Origin of the sequence: Ekhidna sp., assembly GCF_039960695.1 — a bacterium.
Taxonomy (GTDB): Bacteria; Bacteroidota; Bacteroidia; order Cytophagales; family Cyclobacteriaceae; genus Ekhidna.
On sequence record NZ_JBDVKP010000004.1, the window covers coordinates 515,598 to 537,099 of the forward strand.

At 39.0% G+C, this 21,502-nt stretch carries 20 protein-coding genes; 6 read left to right on the forward strand and 14 right to left on the reverse strand.

Annotated elements, in window-relative coordinates; translation table 11 throughout:
• Position 1: 1 nt before the first annotated feature.
• The 5 genes from ABJG98_RS03040 to ABJG98_RS03060 form a co-directional block, all read right to left on the reverse strand.
• On the reverse strand, positions 2-853 hold the full coding sequence (locus ABJG98_RS03040) for an alpha/beta hydrolase-fold protein (protein ID WP_348277989.1): 852 nt from the start codon (positions 851-853) through the stop codon (positions 2-4).
• A gap of 7 nt (positions 854-860) precedes the next feature.
• Complete coding sequence (locus ABJG98_RS03045; RefSeq protein ID WP_348277990.1) at positions 861-1,709, reverse strand: hypothetical protein; 849 nt, start codon at positions 1,707-1,709, stop codon at positions 861-863.
• Between the two features lie 54 nt (positions 1,710-1,763).
• On the reverse strand, positions 1,764-3,563 hold the full coding sequence (locus ABJG98_RS03050; protein ID WP_348277991.1) for a serine hydrolase domain-containing protein: 1,800 nt from the start codon (positions 3,561-3,563) through the stop codon (positions 1,764-1,766).
• 63 nt (positions 3,564-3,626) lie between these two features.
• Positions 3,627-4,538 carry a hypothetical protein gene (locus ABJG98_RS03055; protein ID WP_348277992.1) on the reverse strand — a complete coding sequence of 304 codons (912 nt, stop codon included), beginning with the start codon at positions 4,536-4,538 and terminating at the stop codon, positions 3,627-3,629.
• 112 nt (positions 4,539-4,650) lie between these two features.
• Positions 4,651-5,859, reverse strand: coding sequence for an alpha/beta hydrolase-fold protein (locus ABJG98_RS03060; protein ID WP_348277993.1), 1,209 nt, complete (start codon positions 5,857-5,859; stop codon positions 4,651-4,653).
• 159 nt (positions 5,860-6,018) lie between these two features.
• Between ABJG98_RS03060 and ABJG98_RS03065 the strand changes: the two genes are divergently transcribed.
• The 4 genes from ABJG98_RS03065 to ABJG98_RS03080 all read left to right on the forward strand — a co-directional run bounded on the left by ABJG98_RS03065 (position 6,019) and on the right by ABJG98_RS03080 (position 10,950).
• On the forward strand, positions 6,019-7,704 hold the full coding sequence (locus ABJG98_RS03065) for a histidine kinase (RefSeq protein ID WP_348277994.1): 1,686 nt from the start codon (positions 6,019-6,021) through the stop codon (positions 7,702-7,704).
• 4 nt (positions 7,705-7,708) lie between these two features.
• Positions 7,709-8,407, forward strand: coding sequence for a LytTR family DNA-binding domain-containing protein (locus ABJG98_RS03070; RefSeq protein ID WP_348277995.1), 699 nt, complete (start codon positions 7,709-7,711; stop codon positions 8,405-8,407).
• Between the two features lie 125 nt (positions 8,408-8,532).
• Positions 8,533-9,654 carry a helix-turn-helix transcriptional regulator gene (locus ABJG98_RS03075; RefSeq protein ID WP_348277996.1) on the forward strand — a complete coding sequence of 374 codons (1,122 nt, stop codon included), beginning with the start codon at positions 8,533-8,535 and terminating at the stop codon, positions 9,652-9,654.
• 96 nt (positions 9,655-9,750) lie between these two features.
• Complete coding sequence (locus ABJG98_RS03080) at positions 9,751-10,950, forward strand: lipase family protein (RefSeq protein ID WP_348277997.1); 1,200 nt, start codon at positions 9,751-9,753, stop codon at positions 10,948-10,950.
• Here the strand turns inward: ABJG98_RS03080 and ABJG98_RS03085 are convergent.
• From ABJG98_RS03085 to ABJG98_RS03125, 9 genes are all read right to left on the reverse strand, one after another.
• Positions 10,887-11,192, reverse strand: a complete 306-nt coding sequence (locus tag ABJG98_RS03085; protein WP_348277998.1) for a hypothetical protein — start codon at positions 11,190-11,192, stop codon at positions 10,887-10,889. The two genes, ABJG98_RS03080 and ABJG98_RS03085, sit on opposite strands and share 64 nt — an antisense overlap.
• 64 nt (positions 11,193-11,256) lie before the next feature.
• Positions 11,257-11,709 (reverse strand): DoxX family protein, encoded by a 453-nt coding sequence (locus tag ABJG98_RS03090; RefSeq protein WP_348277999.1) that lies wholly within the window; start codon positions 11,707-11,709, stop codon positions 11,257-11,259.
• Between the two features lie 10 nt (positions 11,710-11,719).
• Complete coding sequence (locus tag ABJG98_RS03095; RefSeq protein WP_348278000.1) at positions 11,720-12,073, reverse strand: SnoaL-like domain-containing protein; 354 nt, start codon at positions 12,071-12,073, stop codon at positions 11,720-11,722.
• Between the two features lie 113 nt (positions 12,074-12,186).
• On the reverse strand, positions 12,187-12,771 hold the full coding sequence (locus tag ABJG98_RS03100) for a Crp/Fnr family transcriptional regulator (protein ID WP_348278001.1): 585 nt from the start codon (positions 12,769-12,771) through the stop codon (positions 12,187-12,189).
• Between the two features lie 218 nt (positions 12,772-12,989).
• Positions 12,990-13,979 carry a hypothetical protein gene (locus tag ABJG98_RS03105; RefSeq protein WP_348278002.1) on the reverse strand — a complete coding sequence of 330 codons (990 nt, stop codon included), beginning with the start codon at positions 13,977-13,979 and terminating at the stop codon, positions 12,990-12,992.
• Positions 13,980-14,102: 123 nt separating this feature from the next.
• A complete protein-coding gene (locus tag ABJG98_RS03110) occupies positions 14,103-16,337 on the reverse strand; it encodes a tetratricopeptide repeat protein (RefSeq protein WP_348278003.1) in 2,235 nt (744 codons plus the stop codon).
• A gap of 1 nt (position 16,338) precedes the next feature.
• Positions 16,339-17,169 (reverse strand): hypothetical protein, encoded by an 831-nt coding sequence (locus tag ABJG98_RS03115; protein ID WP_348278004.1) that lies wholly within the window; start codon positions 17,167-17,169, stop codon positions 16,339-16,341.
• Entirely contained in the window at positions 17,166-17,870 is a 705-nt protein-coding gene (locus tag ABJG98_RS03120; protein ID WP_348278005.1) for a hypothetical protein, read from the reverse strand. Before ABJG98_RS03120 ends, ABJG98_RS03115 begins: the two co-directional genes overlap by 4 nt.
• A 242-nt stretch (positions 17,871-18,112) precedes the next feature.
• On the reverse strand, positions 18,113-18,460 hold the full coding sequence (locus ABJG98_RS03125; RefSeq protein ID WP_348278006.1) for a hypothetical protein: 348 nt from the start codon (positions 18,458-18,460) through the stop codon (positions 18,113-18,115).
• 254 nt (positions 18,461-18,714) lie between these two features.
• Here ABJG98_RS03125 and ABJG98_RS03130 point away from each other — a divergent pair, with 254 nt between their 5' ends.
• Positions 18,715-20,322 (forward strand): hypothetical protein, encoded by a 1,608-nt coding sequence (locus ABJG98_RS03130; RefSeq protein WP_348278007.1) that lies wholly within the window; start codon positions 18,715-18,717, stop codon positions 20,320-20,322.
• Positions 20,319-21,488 (forward strand): radical SAM protein, encoded by a 1,170-nt coding sequence (locus ABJG98_RS03135; RefSeq protein WP_348278008.1) that lies wholly within the window; start codon positions 20,319-20,321, stop codon positions 21,486-21,488. The genes ABJG98_RS03130 and ABJG98_RS03135 overlap by 4 nt, the downstream gene beginning before the upstream one ends.
• Positions 21,489-21,502: the final 14 nt, after the last annotated feature.

A 21,502-nucleotide genomic window follows, 5' to 3' on the forward strand; every position in this document is an offset into this window, starting at 1 on the left:
GTTAGTCTTTTGCTAAATCAGATAACCAGGTCACGCTACGCACTGCCGTCAGTGGAAAAGCGGTCTGGTGACTGCCTTCAATCACAACCGGATTCAAATTCAGACTTTGATCAGTTCTACTTCTAAGCAAGGAAATTAATTGCTCGGCAAGTGCTCCAAGTCGCTCTTCCTGTGAACCATAGGAGATGAAAACATTCGCATTCAGGTTATTAGTTGCCTTGGCATTAAGTGCAGCGAGATCTGGAATATCATCACCTCTAAGCGAAGGACTGCCAAGGATGTAGTTGTTAAAGGTGTCGGGTTGGCTCAATAAGATATATATACCAAACTCCCCTCCCATTGAGTACCCAAAATAAGTACGATTTTCCGGATTCGTTCGATAGTTGTTTTCCATGTATGGAATCACATCGTTACGAATAAAAGCCAAATGTTTGTCTGCCTGGCCAAACTGATACTTCGCCTGGTGTTCCTGGTTGCTCGATTCCTTCATGGAGTAATCACGATATCTGCTGACCTGAGGCCCCACTTCTTGCATTAACGCTTCATCAAGGTCAGTCTGCCACGAAATTCCTACCAGAATGACGTCTTCCATGATGTATTCAGCAGCACCTGACAACATCTCAACGTGCCACACTGCATCGGTGTAGTAAATCACCGGATGCCTCGTGGTATCCGAATACCCCTCCGGAAGCTTGATAAACAGGTCATATTGTCTGTCATTTACAGTATCAGTGATGGGTACTACCTGAATACGAGGTAGTTCCAACGCCTTTGATTCGGGCTGTTTGTCCTGAGCGAAGGCAGTGATTACCAGCAGTCCGCAAACCAATGTAATCAGATTAAATCCTTTCATATTTGTTTTATTGAGGCCTTAATGTTTCGATGAAGCTTGCATCTACCCAGTAGATGTCTACATTATTTTCATCTATGCTTCTGTTGAAAAGCATGTATTTACCGTCAGGAGTGATGGTTGCATACGAATCTCCTCTTTCGGAATTGATCTTGTCGCCCAGATTGATGGAAGGCCCCCACGTACCGTCTTCCTTTTTAAAACTGATATAGATATCAGCCTTACCATATCCTTCTTCCCTTTGGTCATCCCAGATCAAATAGGATTCATCCGGAGCAATGAATGGATGAGCATTATGTTTTCCAAGGTCAATATTCAGTGTTTTCGGTTCGCCACGCTTGTCGTCAGTCAATAATGAATATCTGATGGGCTCCTCTCCCGCTGTATCAAAAAAGTATGTTCCCCTGAATGAAGCGGTAAGGCGCATAATAGAGAAGTCTTTGAAGGGAGCGTCAAGGGTTTTGATGGTTGACCAGCCTGTATCGGTACGTTCCATGTATCGCCTGCCTAAATGCATGATCTTGCCATCCGGTGAAATAAAAGGCTCACCCACCCTTGGCCCTGTAATGGACTTTATCCATTGATTGTTTTGGTATTGATAGACGATCATGCTTGGCTTATCATCTTCGTCGTATCGAACAAAATAGAACTCCTTCATATCAGGAGTGAAGGCACTGAATAGCTCATAAAGCTCTGTGGAAACAATACCTGGGGCAAACACTTCAGCCGTAGAACCAGGGGGTTTTTGCCCTAGGTATGGTCCCTCCAACGTTGGAAACTCGCCCTCCTTGTTATCTTGAGCAAAGAGGCTATTAAGTGATATAGCTACCGTTATTATGAAGATTTGTGTCGTTTTCATACGCTTTTCTTATTTCGTTTAATACGCAATTAATAGTGTTACCTGAAGCAGGCTTTACTCGCTTTTTTGTAATTCCTTCAGTTTATTCCTCGCACGATTGTTTTGAGGGTTCAATTCAAGTGATTTCGAATAGTTTAAGATTGCCAAATCTGTTTCTCCTGCTTTCATACAGGCTTCAGCATAACTATCATATACCTGGTAGCTATCAGGATAGAGCATCATATTCACCTTGAAAGTGTTTAGTGATAGTGTCATTCTATCCGTGTGGTAAAAATCATAGCCGATATCGTTTATGTAGCCTTCGGTCACCATGGGATGATTAGGATCGTTCTCCTTTAAGTTCTTATAGGCTACAAGTGCATTTTCAAAGTCACCTTCAAGCAAGAATTCAACTGGACTTTTTTCATCATTAGCGACCTTAACTAAGGCTGAAATAATTACTCCATCGTTTCGATTCAGATACTGTAAATTGATTGCACCATTTTCAGCATCTGGTTTAAACTGAATAAATCGACTGGAATTTCTTCGAACAAAGAGGCTATCTGATACTTTAATGAGTTCTACTTCCTGTTCATCAAGGATGTTTTTATAAAACAATTGACTGTCCTTTTGGTAGATTTCTACAATCACATCGTCGGATTGGTATCGACCGGCAATTTCATCTACAGCCACCTGTTCGATTTCCATCTTTTGATGTACCGGAACATAATTACTCCAATCATACGCCAGGGCTACAGCGCGCATCACTTCAGCATTGAACTCGGGAAAAGTTGAATTTGTTAACACCACCACACCGTAACCCTTATCTCTATGTGCCGCTATCTCAGCATAAAAACCTCTATTCCATCCGTGATGCCTTAAGTAGATTTCATCGTTTCTATTTAATAGTTGAAACCCTAGCCCGAGTGTAAATGACCATCCAGAATTACGCACTCCATATGGTGTACCCATCAATTCTGTCAGATCTTTTGAATGCTGTACGTGCGTTATAAATTTTGCATAGTCCTCAGCAGTTGTCCATAATCCATATGAAGCCATTACAGGATAGGTATGTCTTCTGCCTTTTACCATAGTGCCGTCTTGTAAATAGCCTGTTGCTACCTTCTCTAGTTGCTCTGCTGTAAGCGTTTGATTAAACGTGCTGTTGTTCATTTCCAGGGGTTGTAATACAAGTTCATGCATGATCTCAGGGAATGATTCCCCCTCAACATCCAACATCAATTGTTGAATGGGCACATAGCTGGCGTATGCAAAACGAACACTTTCACCAGGCTCCTTATTTACTGTAATTGGCTCGTTTGAGGCTGGAGGAGTTCCGTTTAGTATCTCTACAAGTGTTGGAATTTTTGAGTTTATACCGTATGATCCGGTTCCCCGCGGATGTATCCCGGCAGAGTGATTTAAAAGATTCCGAACGGTAACCTTTTTTTCCTTAGTAAATTCATTTTCTGGTACTTGCCAGGATTTTAAGTAGCCATTAATATTTTCATCTAAGTCTAATTCATTTTGGTCAACAAGACGCAATGCTCCGTAGGCCGTTACCGGCATGGTGGTTGCCGCTGCTTGAAAAAGCGTTTGTGTTGTTACCGGAGTTTGACTTTCCTTGTCCATCACACCGTAAGCTTTTGTCCACGCAATTTCACGGTTATGTATCACTGCAATACTCACTCCTGGAATGCCATAGTGTTCCATGCGTTCTTCTATAGACCAGGTTGAATCACCGGTTATGTGAACCCAAGTGGTGAGACCAGATTCTACCTTTTTCACTAAATCAGCTGTAGCATCCTCATTTGGTTTTTCTATACAGGATTGGAAAAGAATGAAGAAAAGGAGAATTGAGATATTATTTTTCATTATTTATTCTTTGATAGTGGTTGAAGTGCTTTGTCTGTTGTTAGACTCAGTATCTAACATGCTTTATTTGGGTCTAAGATTCTCAATCACCTTAGCATCAACCCAATACGATTTTCCCACCCAATTTTCACTTCCATCTTCTTTTACCTCCCACTGTCCCCTTGTAAAAAATAGGTATTTACCATCGTCTGATACCCTTGCGCCACTTTCACTTAATGCTGTATTAATCTTATCTCCTATGTTCATAGCGGGGAGCCATGAACCATCCTTTTGCCGGAAGCTGATGTAGATATCAGAGCCGCCATATCCATCTTCTCTTCTGACATCCCAAATCAAATACGATTCATCCGGTGCAATGTGAGGGTGGGCAATCCAGGTTCCGGTATTGATCTCCTTGCCTAATTTTTGGCGAGGTTCATATTTACCGTTTATAAGGCGTGAATAACTGATGGCACCAACTGTATCAGGTCTATCAAATTCATCAAAGCTAATTTCATCAAAATAAGCAGTTCTATTATCTGAAAAAGATAACCCCATGATGTGTTTATCTGAAAAAGGAGCACCTAGACTTTTGTATTCCGACCAACCAGAATTAGTTAGAATTTTATATTTATTTCCCCGGTATAATGTATCTCCTCCTTTAGAGAATTTAGGCCATTTTAGATCGGTTTCAGATTCGTTTCCCCAACGCCCATTTTCATATCGAATCACAAAAAATGTACGCTCTTTATATTTCCCATTTTTCCTTGTGAAATAGTATTCCTTATTATCTGGAGAATATTTACCTCCTTCAAAAAGTCCATCAGGAGACAGGATTTCAGGAGCAAACAGTTTAGGGATTAAGCCTGGTGGTTCTTCCCCAAAATAGGCGGTTTCTATTGTAGTGAAATTATTGCCTTCTGGCTGATTTTTGGAATTGCAAGCATTCAATATCAGTACAAATACAAGTATCAAAAAAAAATAGATTTCTTTCATTGTGCCTTTTTTAATATTCTTTAGGGTCTGAGTTCTCTATCACCTGAGCATCTACTCAATAAGGTCTTCCTTTGTGCTTACCCAGTAGATCTTTGATGATTAAAGCCAGATTTCATTTCTCGACTCTTTTTAGCCACCTTTTAGCAAGGGAAAAATCAGGGTCAATTGCCAATGCTTTTTCGAACATGAGCCTGGCATTTTCAAGTTGACCTTGATTTCTTCGTACAACACCCATTCCGACATATAATAGCTTACCTTCAGGGTACACTTCTAAGGAATATTGATAGATTTCTTCTGCGACAGCTAAATTTTTACTTAATATCATGTCAAAACCAAGGTCCATTAAGACCGATATAGGTGGCTGGATTTCATACCCGTATCGTTTTGATAGCATTTCGAAATGTTGTATCACTTTATCCAGGGAGTCCAGATTTTGGATGGGATTAAAGTCAGGATAGAGTGCCAGAAGAAACATGGTGAAATCTATTGCTGGCACATGGCCCTGGTTCACCAATTCATCCACCTTATAGGTAAAGCTCTCTGGTTTATGCTCCTCTATAGCACGAGAGAATTCAGAAACAATATCATTCAACCCTTCATCATCACTATAAATGATGTGTAACCATCTGTTTTGCCCAAGCGTTTGTATCGGACCTGATTTTATTTTTTGTTGAAGCACCTCAGGTATGTGCATAATTGATGGGCTGCTTGCGAAGTAGCCATTAAACAGAAGAGGCTTGTTGAGCAGCGTGTAAACAGTGAAAAAACCACTGTTAGAAGCGCCATAAAGTACATTGTACGGAGCAGTCCTGTATGTATTACCCACATGCGGTATCAGCTCTGTCTCAAAGAAGTCAATATAACTATCCGGAATTGTTGTGTCTTTATCTTCTCTTGTTGGTAACAAAATTCCATTTCCTTCGGGTAGATCTATTCCAATAAGTATCATCTCAGGAATTTGTCCTTCGCCCATGTAGTCTAGCGTAGAAGCTAACATGGCAAACCGGGCTCGGTAATCTGAACCCAACATATACAACACGGGGTAGGTTTTCCTGGAACTATCGTAGTTCGCCGGTAAATGGATTGATAGTGGAACAGTCTTGTTTAACACTTTTGACTGAAGTGAAGATTTTTGGCCCAAAGTAACCGCAGGTTCACTGCGTGCTGTTGAATGAGGAGAATCAAGATCGTTCGCTGCCTTAGCTTGAGCAAAGACCGTGTTTAGTGCCATCATATTCGCTACGAGTAGCATCATCAGGATCTTAACTCCGCTATTATTGTTACCGACTTCTTCTCTGCGTTCAGTTAAAGAACTATTCATATTGTTTAGGTTTTGATGGGTGTACTGTAAACTTCCTGGGTTGGTTGTGTTTAACCACCGTTTAACATGCCAACTGCTCTATGCATGAATGAACTGCTCTTCTCCCGCCTTCAAAACCATTTTTATACGGTTAATTTACATGTCAAAACCACTCCATAAATGGATTTAAGGTCTTTCCCAAGTTTACTTTTGATAGGCATTTTATTGCTAGCAACTTCCTGTGTGCAAAAGCCAGCTATATTCAAAGAACATCGGACGGTATTCAAGATAGGTGACCATCCAACGTGGGCCAAGAAGGTCTGGAATGATAGCAATTGGGAAAGGAGGATAAAACGCATTCCGGAAGGTGAGATTTTCTGGTCCAGAACCGGGATTGATATTCTGAAAGCCCCCAAGGAGTTTCAGTCCTACGTACTTCAAATAGACGCTTACGGGGAGTATGAAATCTTTTGGGATGGGGTGTTGATTGGGAAAAATGGAAATCCGGGGCAAGAGGCAGAACTTTCTCCTGAGGGCGAATTGTGGGTTACCTACAGTATTCCTACGCATCTGGCAACAGAAGGAGCTCATGTACTGGCCTTACGATTAAGTAACTACTATTTCCCGGATCATGTAGGGTACTATGAAATAGAGATTGCGGATTATGAAGATTTGCTTACGGATCAGCTCATCAAGACTTCCTACATGCACGTTTTCGCAGGAGCATTTCTTATCATATCCATCTATTTTCTTTTTCTATTCCTAAACAATAGAAAAGAGTATCCCACACTTATTTTTAGTGTTTGTTGCTTTCTGATTTTTGCTCTTGTTCTTACGGTCTTTAGCGAAGATTACGTGTCCATACATTACAGTGTGCATGTCATAAGATTACACATTATTAACTCGTTTTTGTTGGGTATTTCATTTTTGATTCCTTACTACTTCTCCATACAATTTCCCTATTCAAGGCGCAGATTGTCATTAATTCTATACGCGGTGTTGCTCATTTTCTTTTGGCTTATAAGTGATCACGCTTTTAATATCAAAACAGTTGGTATGGTACTGAGTATGTGGTGTTTTTCTTTTGGAGTGGTCGCTTATGGAGCTTATAGAAGAGCAAGAGGAGCACGCCTTGTTCTTGTGTCCTTACTTCTGTCAGTAGTCGTATTTCTTGCCTCTGGATTTGTCATTAGTTTGTACACTGGGTTGGGACTTATTCTGTTAGGCATGTTGTATTTATTAACGCTCAGAATCAAAGATCAACGATTGGCGTACGAAAATTCGCTCGTTCAATCCACGCGTCTGCGTCTGGAATTGTTGAAAAAGAATATTCAGCCCCATTTCTTAATGAACACCCTGACCTCACTGATAGATTGGGTGGAAGAGTCACCAAAGAAGGGGGTATTGTTTATCGAAGCGTTGGCCAGGGAATTTGATCTTTTTAATCAGGTGGAAGATCAAACATTGATCCCGATTGAACAAGAGATAGCCCTTTGTCGTACGCACCTTGAGATCATGAAGTACCGGAAGGAAATAAACTATTCCTGGCAGGAAGAAGGCATCGATCCTGAGGAAAGAATCCCGCCAGCCATTTTTCACACCCTCCTGGAAAACGGAATTACGCACAGTCTGCCTCAGCAAGACAACAGTATCCATTTCAAACTAGTCTTTGAGTCGAATAGTGAGTACAAGTGCTATATGTTTTTAACCTTTGCCGCTGGTGTTCGTGATGCAACAAGTAGAGAAGAAGGTACTGGACTAAAATATGTTAAGGCTCGGCTGACAGAAAGTTATGATGCGAAATGGGGCCTTACTTCTGAGCCAACAGATCACGGTTGGAAGAACACCTTAAAAATTTACTCCTGAAGAAATGAACATCTTAATTGTTGAGGATGAATCCAGAATAGCCAAGCGAATTGAGCGTATGACGCGTGATATTTTTGGTGATGCGATCCAATCGTTAGCGCACATCAGCACGCTCCAGGAGGCTTTGAAGTTTATTGAAAATAGCTCTTTAGATCTTGTTCTCCTTGATTTGAATCTGAATGGGGCCGATGGTTTTAACTTGCTGACTACAGCGGTTTCTGAATCGTTTCACACCATCGTTATTTCAGCATACAAAGATCAGGCAATTGCTGCTTTTGAATATGGGGTTTTAGATTTTGTGCCTAAACCTTTTAACAGAGGTCGGTTGGAGCAAGCCTTAAGTCGGACCATCTCAAAGGAAAAATCACGTACCAATGAGGTAAAACTTTTGGCAGTTAAAAAAAGAGGCAGGATACAGCTAATACCTATTGGGAGTATACTTTACATCAAAGGAGCCGGTGCCTATTCCGAACTATTTCTAAAAGACGGAACAAAGGAACTGCATGATAAATCGCTCGAGAAGCTGGAACAGTTGTTATCATATTCTTTTGAACGTATTCATAAATCATACCTGGTGAAGATGTCTGAAGTAAGTGAAATCATCGTTAAATCCGGGAGCAAGTATATGGCCGAGCTAAAAAATGGAGTTAGTATCCCTATCGGAAGAACCAAATACAAGGACGTAAAAGCGAAGTGGGTTTAAAAAAATGAAAGAATACCTAAAACAACCTTGCTTTAATATAATCTGCATTATTTTAAACTGATCTTTGAACGATTGAAAATCGCCTTTAATATTGCTGTTAGCATCTAAAATTTTTCTAAGCATTCGTGAACCTCAGTTTCGTAAACCTTATTCTCCTGATAGCCGCCTTTCATGGTGCAGTTCTTGCTTCAATAATCCTACTGTCCAAGCGATTCGATCATCGTGGAAAGGTGTTTCTTACAATGCTGATTTTTGTTATGTCGATTCTGGTGGCTAGAAATGAACTTGAAGAAATACAATTAATTCAGAAATACATTGTCATATATATTCTCTCCTGGGGACTCCCTATTTTCATAGGACCGCTCCTTTACCTATACATCAGAAAACTTATAGTTGGAAAAACTTCCCTGCGAAAGCATTTGATCGTTCCACTTCTTTATTACACTTTCCTGGCATATGGCCTTTTAAATGGCATAACCACCGATGAGGCTGTCGTCAGCAAGCCGATGATATTGAATTTCTATCTTGCGTTTCAACTGTTTATAGTTCTTCAATTACCCTACTACTTATATCGTTCATGGCAACTGATAAGAGCATATCAGTCCGATATCAGAAACCATTATTCTAACCTTAATAAGATCAGCCTTCGCTGGTTACTGTATATAGTATCTGCCACTTCAATACTATATTTAATCTGGATGATTGTCTATGGCGGAGATGTCATATTGTTTGACGGAGTTGTACCATTGCCAGATGTGAATATCGTAACATTTATGTTTGCCCTTCTTATTTTTTCTATCGGATACCTCACTATGCTGCGTCCAGAGTTATTTCAGGTAACTCTTCAAAGGCTAAAAAATTCACCAAATTCGTTGATTACTTTTAATGAAGAAGATGCAGTCGCTTTTAAATCGAAAATCGAAGAAGCACTCAACAGACAATGTGTATACCTGAATCAAAAATTGACAGTAAATGATCTTGCTGAAAGCATCAACTTAAGCCCTAAAATCACTTCTCAATTGATCAATAAGATTTATAAAATATCTTTTTATGATCTAATCAATACATACCGCCTAGAAGAAGTAAAGAAGAACTTGCTTGACCAAAAGAATAAGCATCTTACTATCGAGGGGATAGCCCTCAATTCTGGATTTAATTCTTCGTCGACTTTTAATCGGCTTTTTAAAGTGCACACCGGCCAAACTCCCAAAGCCTTCAGATCTTCAGCATTCAGTAAGATAATTTAGGTATTGCCCAATTCCGGAAATGGGCATTTTTGAATTACCAGGGTAGTTTTTTGGCAATTACATTCGTCTCAAATGTAAAACCTAAAAAATTAAATAATGAATATTATAAGCTTATTAATCCCAATATGTACTGCATTGCTGATCTCTTCATGTAGTAAAGAATCAATCAGCGCTGAGCCAAATTGTGATTCAAGAGGTTGTACCACCTCTGTTGAATTAGTCGGGACCTACTCACCCCAAACCATCAGTCAAATCATTGCTTCTTCAGGAGTTAATGTTTCGATGTTGGGTGAGCTTACTTACTCAGTAGATCTTAACCGTGTGGTTTACCGAACGATAGATGCGCTGGGAAATGAAGTCGAAGCATCAGGTGTCATTCTTGTTCCAAGAAATACAAATCACATACCTATGTTAAGTATCCAGCATGGAGCCGTATTCCATAGGAATAATGTATGCTCAGAAAGTATCTTAAACGGTGGTGAAGGACTCGTCGGAATGCTAATGGCATCTAAGGGATATGGTGTAGTAATCCCTGATTACCTTGGATACGGAGTATCTGAGATGATCCACCCCTATCTCAATGAACAATTGTCAGCTTCAGTTACGATTGATGCAATAAGATCAGCCAGACATCACATCCAATCGCAGGGAGTGTCGCTTATTGATCAGTTGTTTTTGTATGGTTACTCTGAGGGAGGTTATGTAACACTTGCTACGCAAAAGGTAATTGAAACGGATTATTCTGATGAATTTTCATTGACTGCTGTTGCGCCAATGGCCGGCCCCTACGATCTCGAAGGCACACTTAGTCGGTTGTTTGAGGAACGAAATTATGATCATCTGCCAAATCTGGCATTTGTTCTCACCTCATTCGATGCTGTGAACAACTGGGGAAAATTGGACCACATGTTTAAAGCCCCTTACAACCAGCTTGTCACTGATTTATTTAGCGGCAATCATAACAATGACGAAATAAGAAGTGCTTTACCTAACAATTTACCAGAGTTGATCAGAGAGGAATTTATTGTTGATTTCTTAACTGGCCAAGAGTCTGAAGTGTCATTGGCCTTCTCAAATAATTCTCTATTGAATTGGTCGCCTGTTGCACCTGTCAGGTTGTATCATGGTGATCTGGATGAAGAAGTACCTTTTCACAATGCTCAAACTGCACTTGATCGTCTCAAAGCAAATGGAGGAAATGTTGAGCTTTTTACTATTCAAGGTGCTGATCATCAAACCGCCAATGTTCCTAGTGTATTGGCTATGATTGAATGGTTTGAAACGTTAAGGTTATAAGTGATTGATTGGGGAAGGAGTTTTTTATGCATTTGATGCACCTCACAATCTTCCGGTATTGTAAGGTGCATCAATATGACTTCTGTACCTATAACTACTAGACTGGTATGCCCTTGTATTTGAATAGCATAAGATTCATTACCAAAAGATTTGATGTGTTCTTCCATGGATTTTTGTTGTGCATTTACTTCCAGCGAACTGAAAGCCATGAGTAAAGAAAGTTTTATAAATAGGAATTTCATATCTATCCAATTCAACAATCACAGATACTCAGTGACTATGCTTTCACTGAATATTTACGATTAATTATTCAGGTTTATCATAAGGGATTTTGTTGTCGACAGAATGGATTCCAGCACCAGTAATAAACAGACTGATGGCCATGCCTATCCACAACAGAAAAAATTCATACCCTTCACCTGCTTGGCTACCTATCCAATTCATGTAAAATCCATTTTGGATATGTGAAGTGAAGACTATACCCAATGCAAGTATTACATAACTGGCTGCGATAATTCTTGTGGCTGCACCAGCTATTAACGCTATAGCACCAAACGACTCAAGGATTATTACAAGAAATCCGATTATCCAAGGTAAATGCATCACATCTGTGAAAAAATTCATAGTCCCAGAAAAACCAAAACCACCGAACCATCCGAAGAGTTTTTGTATCCCGTGTGCGAAAATTATCAAGCCCAAAACGGTTCTGATCACCAATGGAGCATATGAAGCCGACGTTTTAAATATTAGTGTTTTCATGCGTAGTGATTTATGAACAGTAATAAAATTTTTCGCTAATGATTTGTCCATTTTTCCATTCCTGAACGGAAATCTGTGTATAGTTTCGATCACCCCATTCTTTATGTGTGTAATCATAATGCCATTCGACCATAGAAATACTTTCTCCAACGGTCACTTTTAAAGGTTTGGCTGCCCTAAACTCAATAATGTTGTTTAGAAATTCTTCCTCACGTTTTCTATTCGCATCTTTTCCTTGGGTGGGATTTAAATCATTTTCTTGCATGATTACATCATTATGATAATACGTTTCAAACGCTTTCATAACCTCACCTTGCATGACGAGATCATTTAGATCATTGATTTTTTGAAATAATTTTGACATAAGCTTTGTAATAAGATTTTAAATTTTCACAAAGCTCTGGATAGAAACCTCCTTAAAAATTCATGTAGAAGTAAAAAGTATGTTCAACTAGATTAACAAATGTGCCTTCTACATTACTCTTCATACACAAGCTGTGCCCTAATTTTGGAGAGGAACTGCTTGCTGATGCCTAAATACGAGGCAATGAGGTATTGTGGTACCCGCTGCTCTATTTCAGGATATTGCATCCTAAATTTTAGATACCTTTCTTTGGCAGGCACACTGTGGTTAAGAATGATCCGTTTTTGAGAGGCTGCAAATGCCTTTTGAAGGATAATTCTAAACAAACGTTCAAAACCTGGCACTTCATCATAGAGTCTTTCCAGGGCCTCATAGGTAAATTGAGCAACCATTGTTTTTTCGAGACATTGAACATTATAGTCTGCTGGTTGCTTTGAGATTAAACTTCCAAGATCAGAAGTCCACCAGTTTTCAATTGCAAACATGACCACATGTTCTCTCCCATCTTCATCTAAAAAAAATGTTTTTGTGCACCCGGAAATAACAAAATTTTCATACCTACAAACGTCACCCTGCTGAACGATGTACTGACCTTTTTGATAGGTTCTGCATTTGACATGCTCAATTAAAATATCAGTTTCCTTTTCTGATAATGTAATAAAGCGGGTTATGTAGCTTATAAGAGACGTTAATTCCATGTGGTAATTGTGCGTGGCAATTCACAATGCGTAAAACGTATGCAAAAAGTAGACAGCTAACTTATAACTTAAAATTATTAGTATGGATTTCAATAGGATCATTTACGCCAGGTTTAAGGAAATGATGAATTCTCTTGCTTTTACGAAAGTGAAGTTATAAAGCATAGGTCATAGAATAGAATATACATTCTATATCTGATTTATCGCTTGTACTTATTCTAATCAGCATCTTCCTTTTTCGCAGAAGTATCTTTCTGGCCAGGCTGAATTACTCGTGCAATTCGCTCTGTAAACCCGGCAATAAAAGCAATACTTACGTGGTAGTTGAACGAGTAAATAAGGCCGTTCCCTTCTTTCAAACGGTCAGAGATATTTCCCAAATTTGAATCTTGAAGAAGCCCGGATTCCAACATAAAGAATGTCAAATGAGCAAATGATAAACCGATGAAGGGCCTAACGAGTGCGTTAATAAACAAACTTATGTTATCAGTATTATTTGCTATTTTCTCAAACCTTCTCAAACTCAACAACATACTAATCACACTTCCCTGCATTCCTACGATCCCAATCCATCCTAGCAATTTCATTCTTTCTGAATTCATCATATTCTCGTCCAGTAACACACCCCCCAAAAGGTAAAGCACTGCGCAAGATGGAATAGCAACTACAATACTGGTGAAAATGCCTAGTAAGAAAGCTATCCTTCGGTCCAGGCCATTGATATAGGCGACAATTACACTCAGATTGACTTTGATATCGAAAGCTTTAGCGTGTCCATGACCATCCAGTGAAGTGTCCTTAATATAGGCGGCAGCAACCAGAAGAATAATACTGAAAGTGCCTGTGATGCATGCTTCAATGATGGAAATATGTGTTTCCCAACTTCTGCTGAAGACTTCCATCTCTACATCAAAAAGGATCACTACTAGCTGGATCATAGTGACCGCTGATAAAAATCCACCTGTGACAAGCATGGCGAGTTTGTGTTTACTATCAGTCACAATAGAGTAAATATTGGTGCTGACAATTAAAAGTATAAAGAAGATAAGCAGCAGGCTTTGTAGGTCATCGAAACATGCCTCATTGATACAAAATGTCTCATTAAGTGCCAATTTCAAAATATGAGTTGTGATTGGTACCGAGAAAATATAGATGGAGACTAGATGAATAATCATCTTTAGTGCTCTGGAGTCTGGTGAGATTTTCATTTCTCTACTTTGTATTTAGAGTGTTGATAATCAATTAAATACCAAAAATCTGAGGACAGAAACTTGAATAAATTTAACAATTATTGCTAAAAACGGATTTAAGAGCAGAAAACAATTTATGATTCATTTTCGGATTCTATTGATCTCTGAGGTTACAAACTGCTTTTGTTTTAAAGTTAGGTTAGAGCCTTCGAGCCAAGTTTCAAACGAATAAAAAGACCATGTTGAAGACCTGCGATATGTATTAAGAAGGCTTTTTAGCGTTGACAATTCTTCATCATAGGATTCTTTGTTGAGACCCTTAGCCAATATGGTTAAATGTAAGGTCATGATCTGAAAGCTTTTTAAGTAACTAAACCTCGACCCTTTTTCTAAATTTTCGATTGCTTCCCCATATTTCCCTAACATGATTTGAACTTCAGCCAGATTCTGATAGTTAACAACCTCTCTCTTGTTTTCCTTCAAAGCTTGGTTGTAAAACAGCATTGCTTCCTCTAGTTTTTGTAATTCTCCGTTGACTATGCCGAGCATTCTATATCCTTGTTCCTTGTTTTCAATATCGTTTTGGTTAATGTATTGGGTAAGATATTCAAGTGACTTCTCCAGATAAACTTCTTTATCGGCAGATGCCATTCCAATTCTTCTGAGATCCTCACCCTGCAAAAGATATATTTCACCGCTGTAAACACCACTATCTAACGCTTGTTTGATGAGCTTATCGCTACGTTCAAAATCCTGAGAATAATTGAATGCGCTTCGTTGATAATCTAGCAATTCAAGGTCGGGCGAAATTGAATCCGCTTTTTGAAAATAGTCCGCGGCAGATATGTAATCCTTCTTGTCAAACATTTCTAAAGCGATATCTCTATAAACCTCTCGGAGCGAAGATCTTATCTCATCATTGTTACTATCCAGATTATATGCTTGCTCCAAATGTTTGCGAGCCAGCACATTGTCATTGTTGTCCATGGCAATTTTACCCAGGAGCATTAAGGACTTACTGTACCCTTCTTCTTTACTCACAACAGATTTCTCCAGATAAGATTTGGATTGTTGATAGTCATCCAATAGATAGTATGCTTTTCCCAACTGATAGGATAGTTTAGGATAATTGGGGTTTGCTTCGAAAACACGATTGAAAAATGTAAGTGAATGTTTATAATTTCCGCGAGCCAACTCCAACGCCCCTAGCTCATAGCTAATTTCAATATTTTCCGGATCTAGTTTCTTTGCTTGATTTAGCTTCTCCAACGCCTTCTGTAGCTCATTTGTCTGAATTAACGATCTTGACATGATCAGAATCGGTGATATTTCCTCTGGTTTTAATTCACTTGCCTGTTGAGCATAATCGAACGCAAAAACGTATTCACCTGCTTCAAAATAGGCTTCTGCACGTTTCAAATAGGATTGAAAATTTGATATAGACAGCTTATTTTTGAGCGGCTCGAAGTTCCAGTTCCCTTCATTATCAACCAATCCTTTCATCATATTTTGTGCTCTGAAACTTACCGTCCTCACGATATCATTGGTCTCATAAATACTGCCCTTAGCTTCGGTTAAGGAATAAGGTTTGTTTCTGGTTTTGACATATAGCAAAACCTCAGCCTGAAGGGAATCGGATTGGATAGAATCCAGATAATAGTTTCCAGTAACAATTGCATCAAGGCCTAATTCATCAAGTGTTTCTTTAGCATCTCCTCCACAAAATTGGGTCATAGAAACCCATGATTTAAGGCTAAACATGTTTGAATTGATGGAAAGCGCATGATCAATTTCATTTGTGAGTTGTGATCCAAAAGAGGGTTCGTAGGAAGCGGTAAAATTGTCCACAGGATTGAAGCATAAAACTCCAATTTGTTTCTTTATTCTTCCCAGTAATGTTTCATTGAGTTGAGCTTCCAATTTCACATATAAATCTTCTACCATTTGAAGTATCCGCTGAGAGCTTTGGAAACCTGATGCAATTCGATAGGTTTCATCTTTCTGATCATCCTTCAATATAAGGTTAATGCTAATTTGATTCGAATATGCCAGATAACTTCCTGTAAGCATAAATCGCACAGGTACTATGGCATCATTCTGCAAAGACCTTCCGGATTTTAATCGTTCATATGTTGCGTTTCGAAATGACTCTATTTCATTAGATTGTCGATCTACAAAAACAGGATCTACCAAGTCACCCAGAATTAGTTTCAAACTAAGCATGGTGATGATCTTTTCTCCAAGTATATCCTTAGTCCCCGTGAGTTTGTTTTCCAAATAGTCGATCTCAATTTTGGGTCGAGTTGATTTAGCAACCTGAGCATATTCAGGAAGTGCTATAAGACAAACGCAAAAGAAGATTACAGTTCTTTTCATTTCAATCAATTATATCAGGACAATCACTAATACTTAAAACAGCTGCTTCACCTAAGATCTTGTATATGGTAGGATGGTCTTTTGCAATCTTGATTTCCTGCAGTTGACAGGTTTCGTTTAGTTCAAATTCTATGGCTACAATCAGAACCTTATCCTTTATGTGATAATACCCATGTAGAGCTCCGTCGTATTCCGGATTATCTGCATAATCTTCGTAACCTTTAGGTAGTGAAAAGAAGTGGAAATCAGAGATGGATTCTTCCTTATTCCTAACTTTATGAAGTATTGATATCAGGTTTTTGGGAATCTTGAACCTCATATGCTCTGTTCTCTTGTCTATTTCTGTATTACACTTGTCTTTTTCCAGCATGAAATGCAAAACCGATATTTTCTTTCTTTCCTGTCCGTTTTTCCTGATAAAGTATTCGGCGTCACTGGCAATTTCAGCAGACCAGGTTTCTGCTGTGTTGACATCTCTAAACGCATTTTTCCACAGCTTTTTCTCTGCAATTTTTTTGTAATCCAGATTAATGCTGATATGAATTTGTCCGTCTATTTTTTGAACAAATACTGATATAATAAAATCTGTATTGGCTTTCAGGCCTTCTAACGTTGTCGCGTCAGCAGCATGCGCCCACTTGTAAATAACCTTTCCCTGGAAAATCTCACTTTTTTCAAATTGGTTTTCAAGGGATGTGAATACTGCAAATTTATAGTCATCCACATCTCTTGCTTTTTCAACTACAATCAGCCCATCTTGACTCATTCCCAAAAAAGTCGTCAAATAAAGAAGACCAAAAACCAAACGTCGGTGGGTGAGGAAAGATCTCATTTTAAATCTGATGAGTTACTGATGACCATCAACTTTGGTAAAATATTTGCCCTGAAATCATTCACAATCGGGGCAAATGCTGGCTTAGTTGCTATTTCAGGATCCTGATAATCAACTACCAAATTCCTAAGCTGAAGGTACAACTCCTGATCTCTAACTTCTAGTTCTTCAAGTAGTTGTATGTAATTAATTAATGCATCTACTTGTAAATTGAGGATACCCTTTTTCATCTCTTTTTTAAATAAGTCGAGGGTTGTATGTTTTATGGTGCCAATCAGAGATTCTGAATTCTTCTTGTTAATCACATTCTTTATCAGAATAATAATTGAATAAGCATTACCAGTGCTGCTCTTTTCAAGTTTGTATAGGAAGATTGGAACGGCATCAAATTCGAAATAAGAGAGCATCATTAATGCGAGTTCTCGTTCATCTTCTTTGTCTGATGACAATTGATTGACAAACTGAACCATTCTTGCATTAACTGTCCGAGTGTAGGCAGCTTGTTGTTGATCTAAATACTCCCCAGACTTAACCCATATCGTTACAATAGAGGCTATTATTGTCACTATTGTTAAAAGCTGCTGAAGTGTGAATCTTTCGGGTTTCTCGTCTTTACTATCCAGCCTATCTATTCCCGCTTTAAGAAGATTTATCTTGTTTTCAAGCTCTTTTTTTTTGAGATCTTCAATTGAATCAGACATAGGTGATAATATCTTACTAGTAAGTTCGATGTTAGTTATCACAAAGTCAATACCCTGAATTGGGTAATTTTAATTGACGGTTAGATATAACTGGGAAATAATTGCAATGTGCTAAGAAATTCCGCTTATAGACTTCAATTAATTAATCCGATTGGAATCCATTAGATTACCCCTAAACAAACTGGTTAAACGCTTCAATTATATCATTGCAGGGAAAATTGGTGTTAGTGAAGAACGCTATATCACATCGTTTCTTCCTCGCTGTTCACTTCTTCATTGGCTTTTAGAAATAGATCTTCAAGTTGTCGAATATTCTTATCCATCTGTTCTGCCAGGATGATATCCCCGGGTCCGTTCTTTTTTATCAATCGATCTCTTATAGCTTTCAACCTTCTAATTTCTTCCCTAAAATTCTTGTCGATTAGTTCAAGTGCAGCTTTTTTGTCATTTCCCTTCACGGCTTTCACCTCTGCACCAATAGCTTCACCCTCCTTTTTCAATTCTTCCAGTTCTTCCTCTAATTCCTCAATTAGTCCTTCAATGATCTCTTCTTGCTCTTCATTTCGATCCGGCGATTTGCATGATTTCAAGATTCGAGTGAGTAATTATTCCAATAAGCTCTACTAATTTAATTAATTATTATGGCAAATAATGGCTTGTAACTTTGTGAATAGTATATAACACTTAAAGTAATACAGTCAATTATCACGATTTACATTTTCCTCATTATCAAATTTGTGAAAAATCTCATTTTTCCCTAAATTATGTAAGCTAACACACCAAGTTTGTCATGAAGAATATCCAAAAAATTCTTCGTCAATTTCCTCGAGGTTTACAAAAATCGATGTTGCGTCGAAGTATCGCTTGGTTTTTTATTCTACTTACTTTTCTACTATCCTATCAATGCACGTATTTCAAGGCTAATGAGTCCCAACCTCAAACGCTCGCTGAGAAAATGCGAAGCAGCAAAATAGAAAAGCGATTTATCCTGCATGCCGGAAATCAATTGTACGAATTAGAGAACATTGAAATAGACGAAAACAACTTAAATGGGACATTAAGGACTGCTGTGGATTCGATCTTTTACAACGAGTCTCGCAAAGAAAGATATACTCCTTTAGAAAAGTCCATTATCCATGAGGTACATATATATCTGTTGAATGATGCAACAATTCCTCAGGAAGGAAAAGCACAGATTTCGTTCACTGATATTCGAGAAATTCAAATTATCAATAAGGATACAGGAAGAAACATTGCTGCCATAATAGGTAGCGCGTTTGTGTTGTTTGCTTTCATATTAATCATTGCTATTCTAACTAAAAGCTCGTGCCCATATGTATATAGCTTCAATGGTGAGCGCATGGTATTTGAGGGAGAAATCTTTGGAGGTGCATTAGGCAAAAACGTGGAACGAATTGATTACCTACCTCTCCCATCCATCAAATCGACGGACCAGGAATATCGTCTTCAAATTAGCAATGAATTAAAAGAGCGACAGTTTACAGACATGGCCAATCTCTTAGTGGTCTCCCATCCTGTAGGAGAGCAAGTATTATTGGATGATCGTGGAATTCCGCGATCAATTCAAAATCCTGTTGCCCCAACTGAAGCTACCTCTTTTCAAGGAAAGAATCTAAACGACATCATTAAGGAAAGGGATAAAAATGCATTTGCCTTCAACGAACCAAACCATACAATTGGAGGCCTTACGTTAAAGTTTGACCGACCCAACGACAGAAATGAAGCTAACCTCATTTTGAAAACCAAAAACACGCTTTGGTTTGATTATCAAGTTGGGGAACTGTTCAAAAAGTTTGGTGGGTCATTTGACGAATGGATGCGAAAGCAGAGCGAACTTGAAGGTGCAGAACGAATTCAACGCACGATTGATCGCAAAATCCCTCTATTCATCTACGTGAAGAAAAATGGAGAGTGGGAACTCGTCGACTACATTAATACCATCGGTCCAATGGCATATCGTGATCTGGTCATCCCCATCGACCTCATAGATAACACTAGTACCACTGTTGAGGTCAAGATCGAAACAGGATTTATGTTTTGGGAAGTTGACTATGCGGCAATGAGCTTTGAGAGCACCAACAATTTTCAAACAACTTACCTAAAACCAAGTACAGCGATAGGTACAGGAAATATAGATTTTACAGCTGCCCTGGCGTCTCCCGACGATCAATACATGGGGCAACTATCTACCGGTGACGTTGCAGAGCTGATCTTCAAACAACCACCTGTTCCTCAAGGCTACGAACAAACTGTCTTCTTGTGCACGAAAGGATACTATGAACTGATTCGCGATTATGAAGGTGAGCCAGATCTGACCTCCCTATATCCATATAAAGATCCGATTTGGATGGCTGAAAGTTCCAGAATTGAGTACCTGATCAACTTTGAATCTGGCACGTTTCTAACGGCTAAAATTGATAGCAGAGAATGAATGCCTCTCACATTAGCTCATCTATCGTATCTAATAAGCTTGAAAGACGATGGGTAAAACTTCGAGTCTTCCGTCAATTGTTTCGAGTGTTTTATGATAAAACCAAAAACCTTTTTCATACCGTACGATTGCTTCGGGAGGTAAAGAAAACCTATACCCGAATATTTGGTGATCAATTAATCACGAAAATTGCCAGGGTAGATAATAGGTATTTCTGGCGGCTAGGAGCTCCTGGATTCCCTTCCATGGCGTCTTACCAAATGCATAAAAATGAAGCTAATCATCTGGTACCTACCCTCCCATATAGTGGTCAACGCTCGGTACTTTTTGCGATCACAAAAAGGTGCCCATTGAATTGTGAGCATTGTTTTGAATGGCCCAACTTGTCCAAATCTGAGTCACTCAGCCAGGAAGAACTCATTGATATCGTTCATAAGTATCAGCGGTTCGGTACAACACAAATGATGTTTAGCGGCGGGGAACCCATGTTGCGGGTCACAGATGTTCATGCCATCCTAAAAAGTGCCTACGCAGGCACGGATTTTTGGATTATCACCTCTGGATTGGGGCTGGATGACAAGCGTGCGCAAGCTTTGAAATCAGATGGGCTTACAGGTGTCATGGTGAGTCTTGATCATTATGACGAAGAATCTCATGATCACTTTCGTGGATATTCAGGCTCATATCAGCACGCAATCAATGCATTAAAAAGTGCCAAAAAAGTAGGATTGGCAACGACCATGGCCTTGTGTGCTACAAAAGAATTTACTACTCATGAAAATCTGGAAACGTACCTTGAATTAGCCAAAGCTATTGGAGTTTGCTTTGTACAGTTGATCGAGCCTAGAGCTTCGGGCAGATATAAGGATCAGGATGTCTTACTTCCTTCAAGTCAAACGGAGCTACTAGAGTCTTTTTATCTCACATACAACTCAGAACCTAAGTTTAAGGAATATCCCATCATCAACTACCTGGGCTATCATCAACGACGAGTAGGTTGTTTTGGCGGCGGAGATCGCTTCTTCTATATTGATACGGACGGAGACGCCCATTTATGCCCATTTTGTACGGGCAAATTGAAGAATACTTTGTGCAATTCTCCGGAACAAGTGATTGACACCTTGCAAGAGCACGCGTGTCATTCCTATTCAACTCATGAGAATTAGCTTCAGCACACCTA